At 66.1% G+C, this 17,687-nt stretch carries 13 protein-coding genes and 1 tRNA gene; 8 read left to right on the top strand and 6 right to left on the bottom strand.

The window, feature by feature from the left end:
- Nucleotide 1: 1 nt before the first annotated feature.
- Together B4I46_RS05265 and B4I46_RS05260 are read right to left on the bottom strand one after the other, a co-directional pair.
- Nucleotides 2–1,357, bottom strand: coding sequence for an amidase (locus B4I46_RS05265; RefSeq protein WP_058540628.1), 1,356 nt, complete (start codon nucleotides 1,355–1,357; stop codon nucleotides 2–4).
- Nucleotides 1,358–1,370: 13 nt separating this feature from the next.
- A complete protein-coding gene (locus B4I46_RS05260) occupies nucleotides 1,371–2,702 on the bottom strand; it encodes an MFS transporter (RefSeq protein WP_286898910.1) in 1,332 nt (443 codons plus the stop codon).
- A 247-nt stretch (nucleotides 2,703–2,949) separates the two neighbouring features.
- On the opposite strand from B4I46_RS05260, the gene B4I46_RS05255 reads away from it, so the two are divergent.
- From B4I46_RS05255 to B4I46_RS05240, 4 genes are all read left to right on the top strand, one after another.
- Nucleotides 2,950–3,948: a LacI family DNA-binding transcriptional regulator gene (locus B4I46_RS05255; protein WP_229589130.1), complete on the top strand. Its 999-nt coding sequence runs from the start codon at nucleotides 2,950–2,952 to the stop codon at nucleotides 3,946–3,948.
- 110 nt (nucleotides 3,949–4,058) lie between these two features.
- The gene (locus B4I46_RS05250; RefSeq protein WP_043864315.1) at nucleotides 4,059–4,574 is read left to right on the top strand and encodes a sigma-70 family RNA polymerase sigma factor; all 516 of its coding nucleotides are present in this window, start codon (nucleotides 4,059–4,061) and stop codon (nucleotides 4,572–4,574) included.
- On the top strand, nucleotides 4,561–5,517 hold the full coding sequence (locus B4I46_RS05245) for a FecR domain-containing protein (RefSeq protein WP_043864314.1): 957 nt from the start codon (nucleotides 4,561–4,563) through the stop codon (nucleotides 5,515–5,517). The genes B4I46_RS05250 and B4I46_RS05245 overlap by 14 nt, the downstream gene beginning before the upstream one ends.
- A 91-nt stretch (nucleotides 5,518–5,608) precedes the next feature.
- Nucleotides 5,609–8,065 carry a TonB-dependent siderophore receptor gene (locus tag B4I46_RS05240; protein ID WP_286898907.1) on the top strand — a complete coding sequence of 819 codons (2,457 nt, stop codon included), beginning with the start codon at nucleotides 5,609–5,611 and terminating at the stop codon, nucleotides 8,063–8,065.
- Nucleotides 8,066–8,074: 9 nt separating this feature from the next.
- On the opposite strand, the gene B4I46_RS05235 is transcribed toward B4I46_RS05240, so the two are convergent.
- From B4I46_RS05235 to B4I46_RS05225, 3 genes are all read right to left on the bottom strand, one after another.
- A complete protein-coding gene (locus B4I46_RS05235; RefSeq protein ID WP_210015434.1) occupies nucleotides 8,075–9,232 on the bottom strand; it encodes an MFS transporter in 1,158 nt (385 codons plus the stop codon).
- A gap of 76 nt (nucleotides 9,233–9,308) precedes the next feature.
- On the bottom strand, nucleotides 9,309–9,446 hold the full coding sequence (locus B4I46_RS05230; protein WP_168186857.1) for a hypothetical protein: 138 nt from the start codon (nucleotides 9,444–9,446) through the stop codon (nucleotides 9,309–9,311).
- 86 nt (nucleotides 9,447–9,532) lie between these two features.
- The gene (locus tag B4I46_RS05225; protein ID WP_088515261.1) at nucleotides 9,533–10,753 is read right to left on the bottom strand and encodes an MFS transporter; all 1,221 of its coding nucleotides are present in this window, start codon (nucleotides 10,751–10,753) and stop codon (nucleotides 9,533–9,535) included.
- 234 nt (nucleotides 10,754–10,987) lie between these two features.
- Here B4I46_RS05225 and B4I46_RS05220 point away from each other — a divergent pair, with 234 nt between their 5' ends.
- From B4I46_RS05220 to B4I46_RS05205, 4 genes are all read left to right on the top strand, one after another.
- Nucleotides 10,988–11,509: an RNA polymerase sigma factor gene (locus B4I46_RS05220; RefSeq protein WP_054916253.1), complete on the top strand. Its 522-nt coding sequence runs from the start codon at nucleotides 10,988–10,990 to the stop codon at nucleotides 11,507–11,509.
- Nucleotides 11,506–12,432, top strand: coding sequence for a FecR family protein (locus tag B4I46_RS05215; protein ID WP_043864309.1), 927 nt, complete (start codon nucleotides 11,506–11,508; stop codon nucleotides 12,430–12,432). The genes B4I46_RS05220 and B4I46_RS05215 overlap by 4 nt, the downstream gene beginning before the upstream one ends.
- A 96-nt stretch (nucleotides 12,433–12,528) precedes the next feature.
- Complete coding sequence (locus B4I46_RS05210) at nucleotides 12,529–14,940, top strand: TonB-dependent siderophore receptor (protein WP_229589128.1); 2,412 nt, start codon at nucleotides 12,529–12,531, stop codon at nucleotides 14,938–14,940.
- Nucleotides 14,941–15,032: 92 nt separating this feature from the next.
- Nucleotides 15,033–15,109, top strand: a tRNA-Met gene (locus B4I46_RS05205).
- A 116-nt stretch (nucleotides 15,110–15,225) separates the two neighbouring features.
- Here B4I46_RS05205 and B4I46_RS05200 read toward each other — a convergent pair.
- On the bottom strand, nucleotides 15,226–17,682 hold the full coding sequence (locus B4I46_RS05200) for a TonB-dependent siderophore receptor (protein WP_286898896.1): 2,457 nt from the start codon (nucleotides 17,680–17,682) through the stop codon (nucleotides 15,226–15,228).
- Nucleotides 17,683–17,687 lie beyond the last annotated feature (5 nt).

Genomic DNA, 17,687 nt, shown 5'->3' with positions numbered 1-17,687 from the left:
ATCAAGTGCGAACGTAGCGCTGCGCCAGCAACTGCAGCAGCTGATCGTCGGCACCCGCCGCACCGATCACCTGCAGCCCCACCGGCATGCCCCGCACCTGCCCTGCCGGCAGGCTGATGGCCGGCAGGCCGGTGAGGTTCCAGGCACTGGTGTAACTGAGCACTGCAGCACGCACGTCGATACATTGCTCACCCACCTGTACCTCGCGCGCATCCACCGGCGTCGCGGTGATCGGCACGCTGGCCGAGACCAGGAAGTCATAACGCTCGAACAGCCGCGCCATCGCCGCCTTGAGCCGAGCCTGGCCGGCCTGGGCGCGAATGTACTGCCAGCCCCTGACCTCGCGTGACAGCTCAAGGCGTTCGCGCACCTCCTGCTCGAACAGCTGCGGCGCCGTCTGCATGCGCTCGGCATGCACGTCGTAGGCCTCGGCGCGCTGCAGGGTGAGCAAGGTGTCCTTGAGCTGCGCCACCAACGGCTCCAGCTCGCCGGTCTGCTCCAGTGCATCGCCAAACAGCTGCTGCGCAGCCTGGTACACCTGCCCCTGAACGTCGGCGTCCAATGGCCCGAAAGTGCCCGGCTCGATCCAGCCTACACGCAGCGGGCGACGCAGCGTGGCCGGCGCGCAGGTACGCGCGGCGATCACTTCGAACACTACCCGGGCATCGTCCACATGGTTGGCAATCGGGCCCACGTGGTCGAGGCTCGACGACAGCGGGAACACCCCGTCCAGCGGCACGGCAGCAAACGACGGCTTGAAGCCGACCGCGCCGCACAAGGCCGCCGGAATGCGGATCGAGCCGCCGGTGTCGGTACCCAGCGCCAGCGGCACCATGCCGCTGGCCACCGCCGCTGCACTGCCAGCGCTCGAACCGCCGGTGATGCAGCGCGCATCCCACGGGTTGCGCGCCGCGCCCTGCAGCGAGCGGTCGCCGGTGGGGCCATAGGCGAACTCGTGGGTCAGGGTCTTGCCCACGATTACCGCGCCGCCCTCGCGCAGGCGCTGCACGCACAGGGCGTCCTGCGTGGGGCGAAAGCCTTCGAAGTGCGCCGAACCATAGGTGGTCACGTGGTCGAAGGTGTCGATGTTGTCCTTGATCGCTACCGGTATGCCGTGCAGCGGGCCCAGGTCCAGGCCCTGGGCAAACAGTTCGTCGGCCTTGCGCGCCTGCGCCAGCGACACCTCGGCATCCACGGCGACAAAGGCATTCAGTGCCGGGTTCAGGCGCTCGATGCTGTCGAGCGCGGCCTGGGTCAGCTCGACACTCGTCAGGCTGCCGGCGCGCAGGCGCCGCGCCAGGTCGCCGACCGACAGGCCAAAAAAGTATCCAGTGTGGGTTGGCTTGGCCAGGTTCATACAGGCAACTCCATCAAACCGTTGCAGGTGTAGGGGAAGGGACAACCTGCCGGCTGCCGGGGCGCACCATCAGCATCGCGCTCATGCCCAGGGCCGTGGCCACGGCGGCGGCCACGAACATCGACGAGTAGCCATAGCGCACGGTCAGGTAGCCGGTGAGCATCGGCGCGATGAACGAGGCGGTGTTGGCGATGAAGTGGGTCATGCCGCTGTAGGCACCGACGCGGTTGGATGGCGCGGTGTCGATCACCACGGCCCAGTAGACCGAGTTGGGCAGCGCGTTGAGGGCGTTGGCCAGGGTCATCAGGGCGATCACGCCCCATACGGTCTGGGCCTGCGACACCAGCATGAAGCACAGCGTGGTCAGCAGCAGGCAGGTTGCGGCCAGCCAGCTGCGCGCCACCTTCAGGTTGCCGGTGCGACGCAGCAGCAGGTCGGAGATCTTGCCGCCCAGCAGCACGGTGAAGCAGGCGCCGGTCCACGGGATCATGCCCATGTACCACAGCGACGACAGGTTGTAGTGGAACTCGTCCTGCAGGTACTTGGGGGTCCAGGTCAGCAGCAGGAAGGTGACGTACACGAACGAGAAGTAGCCCACCGCATTGAGCAGCAGGTCCTTGTTCTTGAAGAAGTGCCAGATCGGCGCAACGCTGGTGGTCGGGGTGCTGGCGTTGGCGGCAGCGGCACGCTCCTGGCGCAGGAACTCGCGCTCGGCCTCGGACACCCGCGGGTTTTCATCCGGGGTGTTGGTGAAGCGGGTCATGAAGAAGATCAGCAGCGCCAGGCTGACCACGCCCAGTACCACGAACATGCTGCGCCAGTCGCCGGTCAGGGTCTGCAGGCCGACCGCCACCGGGGCGGTGAGCAAGGCGCCCAGCGGTGTGCTGAGCAGGCCCACCGAGACCACGAAGCCGCGTTCCTTGGGCGTGGCCCAGTTGGCCACGCTCTTGTTGATCACCGAGTACGCCGGGCCTTCGGCAAAGCCGAACAGCACGCGGATGGTGGCAAAGCCGGCCATGGCCGAACCGCCCATGAAGGCCAGGCCCATGTCGCCGGCAAAGGCGGTGGCGATCTCGAAGATCGACCAGGTGCCGCCGGCGATCAGCCATACGCGCCTGGCGCCGAAACGGTCGGCCAGGATGCCGCCGATCAACGCACCGACGATGTAGCCGTAGCCGAAATAGCCCAGCACGTTGCCCCAGTCGGCCTTGTCGAAACCGTACTCGGGGAGAATGCTGGCCGAGGCATACGAAATGGCACCACGATCGATGTAGTTGAGCAGCGCCATCAGCATGATCAGGAAGAAAATCTGGTAGCGAAAGCGCGGAACGGGTGGGTTGTTCATAGGGATCTGACTCTTCAAGTGATGGCAGAAGTCAAAAATGCGGCCGCGTCCGGCGTATTTTTATTGTGTTGCCCAAACGTTTGGGTTGAGCGAATGTATTCACACAAAAACATTTAGTCAATCGTTTGGGTAAAGGTTGTTTGCCGAGACAAGCCGTCGATTGGGTTAGAATCGCGCCCCGAAATCAGCCACGGTTGGAAGCCCCTCGAACATGCCCACTCCATCACGCCCTGCCACCTTGAAGTCCATGGCAACCGCCCTCGGGGTGCACGTTTCCACCGTGTCGCGGGTGCTCAATGGCGACCCTGCCGGGGTCGAGCGCGCGGCATCGGCCGAGGTGGTGGCGCGCATTCGCGCGTTGGCGAAAGAGCTGGATTATCGGCCGAACACGCAGGCATCCAACCTGAAGTTGCGCAAAAGCCAGGAGATCTGCGTGCTCATGCCGCGCCTTACCGACCTGGTGATGGCGACCATCTACGACAGCATCGACGCCGCCGCCGAACAGGCTGGCTACCTGACCTTCGTGTCCAATACCGACGATCAGCAACCCCGCCAGCTGGCGCGGGCCGAGCATGCCCTGCGCCGCTCGGTGGCGGGGTTGATCGTGGGCGACTCGCACGTGGGCGAGCAGCAGCCATTGCTGGAGCTGCTGGGGCGCAAGCACATCCCCTACGTGCTGGTCAGCCGGCAGATTGCCGGGCACCTCACGGCGGGCAGCGATGACGAGTTGGGCGGCTGGCTGGCGGCCGAGCACTTGTACCGCCTGGGCTGTCGCGACGTGGCGATCCTGGCGGGCGAGCGGCACGCCTCCACCGGTGCCGACCGCACGCGAGGCTTTACCCGGTACTACCGCGAACAGGGCATTACCCTGCGCCCGGAATGGACGCTCAATGGCCCGTTCGACAGCCTCACCGGGCACAAGCAGGGCGAGTACCTGCTGGGGTTGAACCCGCGCCCCCAGGCGTTTTTCGCGGTGAACGACTTTCTGGCCATCGGCCTGATGGGCGCCGCGCGGGACAAGGGCCTGGAGCCGGGCAAGGACATCGCCGTGGTGGGTTTCAACGACACACCATTGGCCAACGAACTGATCGTGCCGCTGACCAGCGTGCGCCTGCCGCTGGCCGAGATGGGTCGGCATGCGGTGGAGTTGCTGCTCAAGCGCATCAAGGGTGAAGCGGTGGAGTCGATCATTCTGGCGCCGCAGTTGCAGGTGCGGGCGAGCTCGGGATTGCGGGTGGCTGGCTGAAGAACGGCTGGCAAAGCGGCCCGCACGCCCACCAATTGCATCGCGCCCTGCTCCCCGCATAGAATGCGAACGATTCACAATCACTTCTTGCGCGCAGGCCCCGACCGACGATGCCCACCAGCGACACGCTCCCTCCGTCCGAGGTCGACCTGCTCTACCGTACCCACCACTCCTGGCTCAACACCTGGCTGCAGCGCCGCGTTGGCTGTCACGCCCACGCCGCCGACCTGGCCCAGGACACCTTCGTGCGCCTGCTCAAGGCTCGCCACGCGCACCCGCTCAAGCAGCCGCGTGCCTACCTGAGCAGCATCGCCCGCGGCCTGATGATCGACCAGTTTCGTCGCCGCGCGCTGGAACAGGCCTACCTCGAAAGCCTGGCCCACCTGCCCGCCGCGCACGCGCCCAGCGAAGAACAGCGCTGGATGATCCTCGATACCCTGCAACGCCTCGACCGCCTGCTGATGCAGCTCAAGCCACGGGTGCGCCAGGTGTTTCTGCACGCGCAACTGGACGACATGAGCTGCCCGAAAATCGCCGAACAGCTGGGTGTGTCCCGCGCCACGGTGGAGCGCGACCTGGCCAAGGCCATGGGCGTCTGCTATCGGTTGCGCCATGCCCGGGGCTGAGCCAGCACCGGGCCAGGCCCACGTCGACCAGGCTATCGAATGGCTGGTGCAACTGCGCTACAACACGCCCACCGTACAGGCCGAACAGGCCTTTGGTCGCTGGCTCGACCAGCACCCGCACAACGCCCTGGCCTGGGCCCAGGTCCAGGCCATGAGCGAGGAGTTCAGCAGCCTGCCCCGCGAGCTCAGTCGGCGCACCCTGGAGGGCACGCAGCGACGCAGCATCAGCCGGCGCGACAGCCTCAAGCTGCTGGGCCTGCTCGGCGCCGCCGGCACCCTGGGCTGGGTCGGTCGCGAGCCGCTCGGGCTGCCCACCCTGCTGGCCGACAAGCACACCGCCACCGGTGAGCGGCGCACCTTCCACAACAACGACGGCAGCGTGATCCAGCTCAACACCGCCAGCGCCATCGACCTGCGCTTCGCGGCCGACCTGCGCGCGCTGAGCCTGATCCAGGGCGAGGTGTCCATCGATACCGGCAACGACCCACGCCCACTGCGCGTGACCACCCGTGACGGTGTACTGCAAACGCAAGGCTCGCAATTGCTGGTACGCGAACGTACCGACGGCACCCTGCTGGCGGTGCGCCAGGGCAGCGTGACGCTGTACCCCGGCAACGGCACCGCGCCGCGCATCGCCCGCCCCGGCGAGCAACTGCTGTTCAGCGCCAGCGGCCAGGTCGGCCCGGCCGTGACTCACGCCGACCCGTGGGGCTGGCGCGAAGGCGTGCTCAGCGTGCAGCGGATGCCCCTGGGCGAGTTCATCGCCGAGCTGTCGCGCTACCGCCCCGGCGTGCTGCGCTGCGCCGAGGCGGTGGCCGGGTTGAAGGTGTTCGGCACCTATCAGCTGGCCGACACCGACCAGATCCTGGCGCTGGTGGCCGAGGCACTGCCGATTCGCATCGACTACCGCACCCGCTACTGGGTCAGTGTCAGCCCGGCTTGAATCTGTTTGAAAAATAAATGAGGTGGTTTCTCATTCAGCTTCGGCCTGTAGGGATAAAGGCGAAACGTCTGTCTCTTCTCAGGAGCCCCGAATGATCCACCCCAGTGTTGCCCGCCCCGATCCCCTTCAGCGCGCCGTGCGTGGCGCCTTGCTCGGCCTGGCCCTGAGCGCCGCCGCTGCGCCGTTGCTGGGCGCTGCCGCACCTGCGGCCACCCAGCAGGTGCAACGCTGGAACATTCCCGCAGGGCCCCTGGACGCAGCGCTTGAGCAGATGGCCCGCCAGGGTGGGCTGAACCTGTCGTATGACGCCGCCAGCCTGCAGGGCAAGACCACCGCCGGCGTGTCCGGCAGCCACGACAACGCCCAGGCCCTGGCGCTGCTGTTGCAGGGCAGCGGCGTGCAGGTGCAGCAGAAGTCGGCCAACAGCTTCCTGCTGCTGCCGGCGGTGGACATCGGCGACGCCCTGGAGCTGGGTGCCACCAGCATCTCCAGCGACCGCCTGGGCGAAACCACCGAGCACAGCGGCTCGTACACCACCGGTGCGGTGACCATCGGCAAGATGCCCCAGACCCTGCGCCACACGCCGCAATCGGTGTCGGTGCTGACCCGCCAGCGCCTGGACGACCAGAACATCACCAACCTCACCACCCTGATGGAGCAGACCCCGGGTGTGGTGGTCGACTACGTCGACAGCGAGCGCGTCACCTACTACTCGCGCGGCTACCAGATCGACGCCATCCAGTATGACGGCGCCACCGTGGTGCAAGGCAGTGGCGGCGGCTCGTTCATCCAGAGTGACTCGGCGATCATCGACCGCGCCGAGATCCTGCGCGGCGCCACCGGCATGCTGCGCGGCGCGGGCAACCCCTCGGGCACCGTCAACCTGGTGCGCAAGCGCCCTACCCGGGACTTCCAGGCCTCGGCCAGCGTCACCGCCGGCTCCTGGGATGCGCAGCGCTACGTGGCCGACCTGTCAGGCGCGCTGACCGACAACGGCGCGATCCGCGGCCGCATGATCGCCGTGCACGATGACAAGGACTCGTTCCAGGACAGCCGCATGGAGCGCAAGAACGTGTTCTACGGCGTGCTGGCCGCCGACCTGGGCGAACGCACCACACTCACCGGTGGCATCGAATACACCGAGCTGGAGGCCACCGGCTCGTGGGGCGGCCTGCCGGCCAACTTCGATGGCTCGCCGCTGAAGCTCTCGCGCAGCACTTACCTGGGCGCCGACTGGAACCGATGGAACCGCAGCAACCTGCAGACCTTCGCCGAGCTCGAGCATGTGTTCGACAACGACTGGACGCTCAAGGTATCGGGCACCCGCACGCAGTTTCGCCTCGACGACCACGGCTTCAAGCAGACCTACTTCACCCGCGCCAGCACCACCAACCCCTACCTGATGAACTACCAGGTGACCGAGGGCGACGGCGGCGAAAGCGAGCAGACCAACCTCAGCGCCACCCTCAACGGCCCCTTCCAGCTGCTGGGCCGCGAGCACGAACTGATGGTGGGCGTGGAGCGCATCCGCAACGACTCCACTGCCTCGGCCACCAACTTCACGGCCTCCGGGGTGTTCGACATTCGCGAATGGGACCCCAAGACCAGCCTGCCCGAGCCGTCGATCAACATCAGCGCAAAGCCGGTGATGACCCGCACCACCCAGCAGGCGGCGCACGCCACCTGGCGCATCTCGCTGGCCGACCCGCTGACCGCGGTGATCGGCGCGCGCATCAACTGGTACGACTACAAGCAGGAAAACAACCTCAAGACCTCAGGCAAGTACAGCGTCGACCGCGAGATCGTGCCGTATGCGGCGCTGATCTACGACCTGAACAGCAACCTGAGCCTGTACGGCAGCTACACCGAGATCTTCAACCCGCAAAGCGCCACCGATGCGTCCAACGCGGTGCTCGACCCGGTCACTGGCGAAGCCTACGAGCTGGGCGTGAAGGGCGAGTTCTACGATGGCAGGCTCAACACCTCGCTGGCGGTGTTCCGCATCTACCAGGTGGGCAACGCCCTGGATGACCTGGGCAGCCCCGACCCGTGCCTGCCCAACTACACCAGCGGCCACTGCAAGGTGGCCGCCGGCAAGAACCGCAGCGAAGGGTTCGAACTGGAAGTGACCGGCGAAGTGCTGCCCGGCTGGCAGGTGTCGGGCGGCTACACCTACACCACCACCGAGTACCTCAAGGACACCCTCAGCAACACCGGCAACGTGCTGCGCCCCACCGACCCCAAGCGCCAGTTGAAGCTGTTCACCAGCTACCGCCTGCCGGGGGCATACGACGCCTGGACCGTGGGTGGCGGGGTCAGTGCGCAAAGCGACATCTACTCGCGCAACGGCAATGCCGTGGCCTCGCAAAGCGGCTATGCGGTGTACAGCGCGCTGCTGGGCTACCGCTTCAACCAGCACTATTCGCTGCAGCTCAACGCCAACAACCTGTTCGACAAGCACTACTACAAGAAGGTGGGCGCCACGGCCACGGGGTACTACTACGGCGACCCGCGCAACGTCTCGCTGACCCTGCGCGCAAGCTTCTGAGGCCGGCCGCTACTGCGCGGTGCGGGCCGCATAGGCCTTGCGCCGCGAGCTACGGGCAAAGCACACGAACAGCGCGGCCATCGCCGCCAGTGCCATCGGCAGGCCATGGGGGGCGACGTCCATGGCCGCGCCACTGACCAGCGGCCCCACCAGGCTGCCCACACCCCACAACAGGCCGACGCTGGCATTGGCCGTGACCAGGTCCTGGCCCTTGAACTGCTGGCCGATCAGCACCAGCGCCAGGGTATACACCCCGCCCGCCACCGCCCCCAGCAGCACCAGCGCCGGCCACAGCAGCCACTGCACCTGGATCAGCCACGGCAGCGCCAGGCCGATCAGCATCGCCACCACGCCGCACACCAGGTGCACCGTGGTGCGCTCGCAGCGGTCGGCCAGCCAGCCCAGCGGCAACTGGAACAGCATGTCGCCGGTCAGGATCACCGTGACCATCAGCGCCGCCACGCCCACCGCGTAGGCGTGGTTGGTGGCGTACACCGGCAGCAGCGAGAGAATCACCGCATCGAAGAACGAGAAGAACAGCACGCCCATGCACAGGGCCGGCGCCACACGAAAGAAGCCGCCCAGCGAAAAGCTCTTCTCGCCGTCGTCACCGTGCTCCACATAGTCGTTGGGCACTGTCCACACGATGCTCGCCAGGGCCAGGGCATAGCAGCCGCTGACCACGATGATCACCCAAGGGCTATGGGTGCCGAACAGCGCAAGCATGGTCGGGCCGAGCATCTGGCAACCGGTGAAGGCGGTGGCGTACAGCGCCATGACCTTGCCGCGGTTGTGCTCTTCGCTCAGTTCGTTGACCCAGGATTCGCCCAGGATGATCGCGATCCCCATGCCCACGCCCATGCCCAGGCGCAGCAGGCCGAGCAGCCAGGTGGAGTCGAACGCCCACTCGATCAGCCCCACGCTCAGGGCGCACAGGCCGAAGCTGAGCAGGTAGATGGTACGCCGGGTGAGGTGGCGGCAGCAGGCGTCCACCAGGAACGCCGAGAGCATCATGCCGGCAGCGGGCGCGGCCGACAGGATGCCGATGTGCAGGGTGCTGGCCCCGGCATCGAGCAGGCGCAGGGAAACCAGTGGCAGGGTGGCGCCCAGGCTCAACCCTACGATCGAAACGGCGAACAGAAGGCCCGCCAGCAAACGCGTGTTCATCTACAACTCCGAAACCCGCCGACGCGCACATGCGCGCAGGCATCAACATGACTGTGTTCTGAAAGCGACGGTCAGTTCAGGCGCGCGGAGGAGAAAAGGTGAAGGCGAACAGGACGCTGCGCCGACGCTTGAGCACCGTATCGCACGGCCAGTCGCACAGCAGGGCCTGGACTACCGGCGGCTTTGCTGCGCAAGGACGGGAGAAACGTTTCATGGGTCGACTACAGGAAAAGGAAGGCCGGCACTCTAGGTGAAACCCCGGCCAGGCGTCAATCGCATCGACGCCTGGCCGGCGCGCTGTCAGCGCTTGCGCGTGGACGGCAGCAGAATCGCCAGCAGCCCGAACAGCGGCAGGTACGAGCACAACGTGTACACGTACTCGATGCCGTGAATGTCTGCCAGGTAGCCCAGCAGCGCCGCGCCGATACCGCCAAAGCCGAACATCAGGCCGAAGAAGATCCCCGCGATCATGCCCACGTTGCCCGGCACCAGCTCCTGTGCGTACACCACGATGGCCGAGAACGCCGAAGCCAGGATGAAGCCGATGATCACGCTGAGCACGCTGGTCCAGAACAGGTCGGCATACGGCAGCGCCAGGGTGAACGGCGCCACGCCCAGAATCGAGAACCAGATCACCGCCTTGCGCCCGATGCGATCGCCGATCGGCCCGCCGAAGAAGGTCCCGGCAGCCACCGCCCCCAGGAACAGGAACAGGTACAGCTGCGAACTGGCCACCGACAGGTCGAACTTCTCGATCAGGTAGAAGGTGAAGTAGCTGGTCAGGCTGGCCATGTAGAAGTACTTGGAGAACACCAGCAGGCCCAGCACCACCAGCGCGCCGATCACCCGGTTGCGGCTCAGGCCGTGGGTGGCGGCCTGGCCGGCCTTGGCCTTGAACAGCGCCAGGTGGCCGCGGTACCAGCGGCTCAGGCCGTAGGTGACGATCACTGCAAACAGCGCGAACAGGCCGAACCACACCACGTTGCCCTGGCCGAACGGGATGATGATGGCGGCAGCCAGCAGCGGCCCGAACGCCGAGCCGGCATTGCCGCCGACCTGGAAGGTCGACTGCGCCAGGCCGAAGCGCCCGCCCGAGGCCAGGCGCGCGATGCGCGAGGTTTCCGGGTGGAAGGTCGAGGAGCCGATGCCCACCAGTGCCGCAGCCAGCAGAATCATCGGGAAGCTGCCGACATACGCCAGCATCACGATGCCCACCAGGGTGCACAGGGTGCCCAGGGGCAGCAGGTTGGGCATCGGCTTGCGGTCGGTATAGAAACCGACGGCCGGTTGCAGCAGCGAGGCGGTGATCTGGAAGGTCAGGGTAATCAGCCCCACCTGGGTGAAGCTCAGCCCGTAGTTGGCCTTGAGCAGCGGGTAGATCGACGGCAGCACCGCCTGGATGAGGTCGTTGATCAGGTGCGCCAGCGCACAGGCAGCGATGATGCGCATCACCAGCGGGCTGCTCTGGCTGGGCGCGGCGGTGCTGGCGGGCGTACTTGACGGGGCAGTGCTCAAGGCCATGGGAAAACGTCCATCGGGTGGTCGGGATCCAATTATCCAGAATTCGTTAGCAAGCGCACTATTCTTTTCAGTGAGTGGGCTACTTGTTAATAATTCTCAGTAACGCTAGCATCGCGAGCACTTGTGGGAGCGGGCTTGACCCGCGATTGCATCGCCGCGGAGCCAGGCACATGCGCGGTGACTGCATCGCGGGTCAAGCCCGCTCCCACACCCATAGCGAGCCCCGACCACTCCATGCCCGACAATCAGGAAGACCGAAGCCTGACGCTGCTCTACCAGCGTCACCGCAACGAGCTGCTGGCCTTTCTCACCCGTCGGGTGCGCTGCCGGGAGACCGCGCGCGACCTCTTGCAGGACGCCTTCGTGCGCCTGATGCACAGCGAGCGCAGCGAGGTCGGCAACCTGCGCGCCTTCCTCTACCGCATCGCCAGCAACCTGAGCATCGACCACGCGCGCCGCAACCAGGTGCGCGGGGTCAGCGACGAGCAGGCCCTCGACCAGTTGCTCACCGACACCAGCCCCGAGCGCAGCGCCGTGGCCGGCAATACCCTCGACCATCTGGAGCGCCTGATCGACGGCCTGCCTTCGCCCACCCGCGAGGTGTTTCTGCTGGCCCGGGTCGAGCAAATGAGCTACAAGGACATCGCCGCACGCCTGGGCCTGGAGCCCCGCGCCGTGGAGCGCCACCTGAACAAAGCCCTGAGCCACTGCGCGGCCGCCGCCCTGCACGCGCGCCAGCCGAACGAAGCCGAATGACGCCCGATCACTCCCCCAGCGCTGAACGCGAACAGCAGGCCTTGCACTGGTTTACCCGGCGCCGTGCCGATGACCTCACGCCCACCGAACGCGACGCCTTCGACGCCTGGGTGCACGACGCACAGAACGCCGCCGCGCTGGCCGCCGTCGAACAGCTCTGGCAGACCCTGGAGCTGCCCGCCCACCGGGTGCGCAAGGCCGACCGGCACCGCGCCAAGAAAAGCCGTTGGCCGCTGTATGCGGCCGCCGCCAGCCTGCTGCTGGGCGCCGGCCTGAGCTGGTTGCTGGTGCCCTCGCTGCACACGCTGGGCAGCGACTACGCCACCGCCGCCGGCGAGCGCCGCGAGGTGCAACTGGCCGACGGTTCGCGCCTGCGCCTGGACAGCGCCAGCGCGGTGGACATCGACCTCGACGGCGACACCCGCACCGTGCGCCTGCGCCAGGGCCGGGTGTTCGCCGACGTGGTGCACGACGGCAGGCCCTTCGTGGTGGAGGTCGACCAGGCCCGGGTGCAGGTGCTGGGCACGCGCTTTTCGGTCAGCCGTGGCGAGCACGATGACGTGGTGCTGCTCAGCGGCAGCGTCGAGGTCAGCACCGCCAGCCAGCGCCAGCGCCTGAGCCCCGGCCAGCGCCTGACCCTGCACGGCGAACGGCTCGATGCGCCGCAGACGGTGGATGCCGAACGCCTGCTGGCCTGGCGCGACGGTCAGCTGCGGGTGCGCGATGTGCCGTTGCAGCAGGTGCTCGAACAGCTGGCCACCTACAAGGGCACCCGCCTGGTGCTGCTCAACGAGGCCGCCGGCCAGCGACGGGTCAGCGGCAGCTTCAACCTGGACCAGGCCGACAGCGCCCTCGATGCCCTGCTCAGCAGCCAGAAACTGCGTGCCGATGCCGTGTTGGGGCACTGGCTGATCGTGCGCTGAAAATATTTTGCCGACGGCGCGGTAATTCCCGTTTCTGCTGCGTCACACCCCCAACATAAGAAGCATTACCATTTGCACCTTCTTGGGGGAGGAACCATGCAGTACCCACGTGACGTCGCATTCACCCGTCGACCCTTGGCCAGCGCGATCCTGGCCGCCAGCCTGCTGGCGTTGCTGCCAGGCGCCGCCGTGCAGGCCGCCGAGGCCACTCAGGCCCAGACGCAACGCATCGATTTCCATATCTCGACGCAGTCGCTGGTCGATGCCATCGAGCTGTTCAGCGCGCAAAGCGGCTACCAGGTGATCTATGACGCCAACCAGGTAGCGGGCATCGTGTCCCCCGAGGTGCAGGGCCAGTACACCGCCGAACAGGCGCTGCGCACCCTCACCGGCAGCAGCGCACGGCTGAGCCAGCCCAACCCCAACAGCTTCCTGATCGAGCTGCCGGTGGATCTGGGCAGCGGCCTGCAACTGGATGCCGTGAGCATTTCGGGCAAGGCGCCAGGCTCGACCACCGAAGGCACCGGGCTGTACACCACCTACTCCTCCAGCAGTTCGACGCGCCTGAACCTCACGCCCAGGGAAACCCCGCAGGCGCTGACCGTGATGACCCGCCAGCGCCTGGACGACCAGCGCCTGAGCACCCTGACCGATACCCTGGAAGCCACCCCGGGCATCATCGTCACCCGTGACGGCCTGGGCGCCGAGAGCGACAGCTACTATTCGCGCGGCTTCGTGATCCAGAACTACGAAGTGGACGGCGTGCCTACCACCACGCGCATGGATAACTACACCCAAAGCATGGCGATGTACGACCGGGTGGAGATCGTGCGCGGCGCCAGCGGCCTGATCAGCGGCATGGGCAGCCCGTCGGCGACCATCAACCTGATCCGCAAGCGCCCCACCTACGAGGGCCAGGCCAGCATCACCGGCTCGGCCGGCACCTGGGACCGCTACGGCAGCGGCTTCGACGTGTCCGGCCCGCTGACCGAAAGCGGCAACGTGCGCGGCCGCCTGGTGGCCGACTACAAGACCGAAAAGGCCTGGGTCGACCGCTACAAGCAGGACACCCAGCTGCTGTACGGCATCACCGAATTCGACCTGAGCGAAGACACCCTGCTGACCCTGGGCTTGAGCTACCTGCGCACCGACGTCGACTCGCCGCTGCGCAGCGGCCTGCCCACCCGGTTCAGCAACGGTGAGCGCAGCAACCTCAGCCGCTCGATCAACAGCGCACCCACCTGGTCGTACAACGACCACGAACAGACCAGCTACTTCGCCTCGGTGGAGCAGCAACTGGGCAACGGCTGGAGCGGCAAGCTCGAGTACAGCCACTCGGAAAACAAGTTCGATGAGCTGTTCGGCTTCGTCATGGGCGACCTGAACCCGGACGGCAGCGGCATGAGCCAGCTGCCGGTGCGCTTCTCGGGCACCCCGCGCCAGGACAACCTGGACCTGTACGTGACCGGCCCGTTCAGCCTGTTCGAGCGCGAGCACGAACTGATTGGCGGCGTGACCCTGTCGCAGTTCAGCCAGAGCGTGCCCGAGTGGGGCGGCTGGCGCTACGACTACAACGCCACCCCGGGTGCGTCGATCGACAACATCTTCGACTGGGACGGCAAGCAGCCCAAGCCGGCGTTTACCGAAAGCGGCAAGTCGTCACAGGAAGAAAACCAGTACGCCGCCTACCTCACCACCCGCCTGCACCTGAGCGACGACCTGAACCTGATCCTGGGCAGCCGCCTGATCGACTGGGAGCGCAAGACCGAGGACCGCCCCTATGGCGCGGCCAGCAGCAACACCGACCGCAAGGAAACCGGCGTGTTCATCCCCTATGCCGGGGTGGTGTACGACCTGAACGACACCTGGTCGCTGTATGCCAGCTACACCAAGATCTTCAACCCGCAGGGGTCGTGGGTGCAGGACGCGCAATTCAAGCCCATCGACCCGATGCAGGGCATCGGCTACGAGATGGGCATCAAGGGCAGCCACTTCGACGGCAAGCTGAACTCCAGCGTGGCGGTGTTCAAGCTCGAACAGGACAACCTGGCGATCTGGCAGCACGACAACGTGTACGAGGCCAAGCAGGACACCACCTCCAAAGGCATCGAGATGGAGATCAACGGCGAACTGGCCGAGGGTTGGCAGGCGTCGGCGGGGTATGCCTATACCCTGACCACCGACAACCAGGACGAGCGCATCAACACCGTGCTGCCGCGTCACAGCCTCAAGACCTTCACCAGCTATCGCCTGCCGGGGGTGCTGGACAAGGTGACCGTGGGCGGTGGCGTGAACTGGCAGAGCAAGGTGGGCAACGACCTGCACACCTTCACCCAGGGCAGCTATGCCATCGCCAACCTGATGGCGCGCTACGACATCAACGAGCACCTGGAAGCCTCGGTGAACCTGAACAACCTGTTCGACCGCGAGTACTACAGCATGGCCGGCCTGTACGGCACCTACGGCGCACCACGCAACGTGATGACCAACTTCACCTACAGGTTCTGAGGGGTTTTTGGCTAAGCGGTTGATCGGGCGTTAAATTTTTTGAAATTGGGTGTTGACACAACATCGTTTCGGGCGAATAATGCGCGCCACTTGGCTACATAGCTCAGTTGGTTAGAGCATAGCATTCATAATGCTGGGGTCCGGGGTTCAAGTCCCTGTGTAGCCACCAAGTACTAAAAAGGGCTTACCGAAAGGTAGGCCCTTTTTTCATGCCTGAAGAAAAGTGCCGGCCGCTTCGCCGGCAAGGCCGGCTCCTGCACGCCCGCAGGAGCCGGCCTGATCCTTTCAGAGCGACCAGCGCAACGTCAGCATCGCATTGCGTGGGTCACCGTAGAAGTTGCCGCCATACACCGTGTTGGTGGCAATGCTCTGGTAGTACCTGGTGTCGAACACGTTGTTCACGTTCAGGCGCACGTCCAGGTGCTCGGAGGCCTTGTAGCTGAGCATCAGGTCGACCAAGGTGTAGGCATCCTGCTCGATGCGGTAGGTGCTGTCGGTGGCGTACCAGTTGTCACCCTTGTTGTAGATCGCATTCTGCCGGTACACCCCGCCGCCGACCTTCCAGCGCTCGAGCTCGCCCGGCAGCTGGTAGGTCGTGAACGCCTTGAACACGTGCCGCGGGATGTCGGTGTCGAACAGCCGTCCCTCGTTGGCCGGGTCGCCGTCCTTCACGTACTTGACCTGGGCGAAGGTGTAGCCCGCGCCCAGTTCCCAGCCCGGCAGCACGGTGCCGTTCACTTCCAGCTCGATACCCTCGCTGCGCAGCTTGCCCGCCGCCTCGGAGCAGCTGGGCACCATGTCGGAGCACTGGTAGCGCTCCAGGGTCTTGGCGCGATTCTCCTGGTCGATGCGAAACACCGCGGCACTGGCATTCAATGCGCCGTCGAAGTACTCGCCCTTGATCCCCACCTCGTAGTTCTTGCCCTCGATCGGCTTGAGTTCGCTGCCGCTGGCATCCTGCTCGGACTGCGGCTTGAAGATGTCGGTGTAGCTCACGTACACCGAATGCTGCGCATCCAGGTCGTAGATCACCCCGGCGTAGCGGGTCAGGTTGCGCGTGACGCTCACGTTGACAGGCTTGCCCAGGCGCGTGCCGTTGCGGGTCTGGGATTCGCTGTCGTACCAGTCCAGGCGCCCGCCCACGATCAGCTTCAGGTCGTCGGCCAGGTTGAAGCGCGACGTGACGTAGGTGCCGGTCTGCGAGGTTTCGCGGTCCTGGTGCCAGTAGTTCAGGTCCAGGCGACGCTTGGGCAGGCTGCCGGGGTCCCAGGCATGGATGTTCATGCCGATCAGGTCGTCGCTGTAGTTGCCCTTGCCCTCGAAGGTCAGCTCGCGGCGGCTGGCCCCCACCACCAGTTCGTGTGTACGCCCCAGCAACTGGTACGGTCCGGTGGCATAGGCGTCATAGCTGCTCTGCTCGTCGTCGTAGTGGTACTGCCCCAGGTACTGGCCGAACACCTCGCCCTCATCGCCCATGCGCTCGGTCATGCTGCCGAGCATCTTGAGCTTCGACCAGGTGCGGCTGGCCGCCAGCAGCAGCTTCCAGTCGTTGTCCAGGCGATAGTCCAGGCGGCTGAACAGGGTGGTGTTGTCCTGGTCCCAGTATTCCCAGTCGTTGCCCAGGTAGGTGGAGCGCGAAAGGTGCAGGTCGCTGCCGTCGATGCCAGTGGGCAGGCCGCCCCAGGTGGAGGTGTTGTTGACGCTCTGGTTCGACAGCCCCAGGGTGAAGGTGCTGTTGTCGCTCAGGTCGGCCTCGCCGATGGCATAGAACACCGAGCGCTCGGTATCGGCCACGTCCTGGAAGCTGTTGCGGGTCTGGTAGGCGGTGACCATCCGGCCGCGCAGGGTGCCGCTGTCGTTGAGCGCGCCGGAGCCGTCGACCTCGGTACGGTAGTTGTCCCAGCTGCCGGCACTGCCGGTGATGCTCAGGCGCGGGTCGGCCGTGGGGCGCTTGCGCACCATGTTGATCGCCGCCGACGGCGTGCCCGAGCCCTGCATCAGGCCGGTGGCGCCGCGCACCACCTCGACGTGGTCGTAGATCGCCATGTCGGGCGTGGAGTTCATGTCCCGCGAGAGGTAATGCGACAGGTCGTTGGAGAGCCCGTCGTTCATCAGGTTCTCGACGGTGAAGCCGCGAGCATAGAAGGTCGGGCGCTGCGGGCCGTCCTTGGTCATGGACATGCCGGGGGTGTTCTTGAGCACATCTTCCAGGCTCTGCATGTCCTGGTCGTCCATGCGCTGGCGGGTGATCACACTCACCGACTGCGGGGTTTCGCGGATGCTCAGGGGCAGCTTGGTGGCCGTCTGCATCGGCCCGGTGGTGTAGGAGCCGGTACCCTCGGTGGTGCTCCCCAGCACCTGCCCGTTGATACTGGTGGCGCCCAGCTCCACCGCGCCGTTGGCCGCCGGCAGCGCCACCAGCACGTAGCCGTCGCTGCTGGCCTGGGCCTGCAGGCCGTGGCCGTACAGCAGCGCGGCGAAGCCGTCCTGCAGGGCATAGTTGCCCTGCAGCCCGGCGCTGGACAGGTTGGCGACCTGGCCGGCATTGAACGAAATGGCCACCCCCGACTCGCGGGCATAACGGCTCAGCACGTCGCCCAGCGCCCCGGCCGGGATGGCATAGCGCTGCACCTGCTGTTGCGCATGCGCCGGCTGCAGGGCCAGCAGCGGCAGCGTGCCGAGGGCTAGATGAACCGCCAGCGCCAGGGCGCGGCTGGGCTTGAGGGGCTTGTGTGAAGGCATGTTCC

Origin of the sequence: Pseudomonas sp. UBA7500 (assembly GCF_002478435.1) — a bacterium.
In the GTDB taxonomy this organism is placed as follows: Bacteria; Pseudomonadota; Gammaproteobacteria; order Pseudomonadales; family Pseudomonadaceae; genus Aquipseudomonas; species Aquipseudomonas palmensis.
This window is presented reverse-complemented; position numbering and strand designations above follow the sequence as displayed.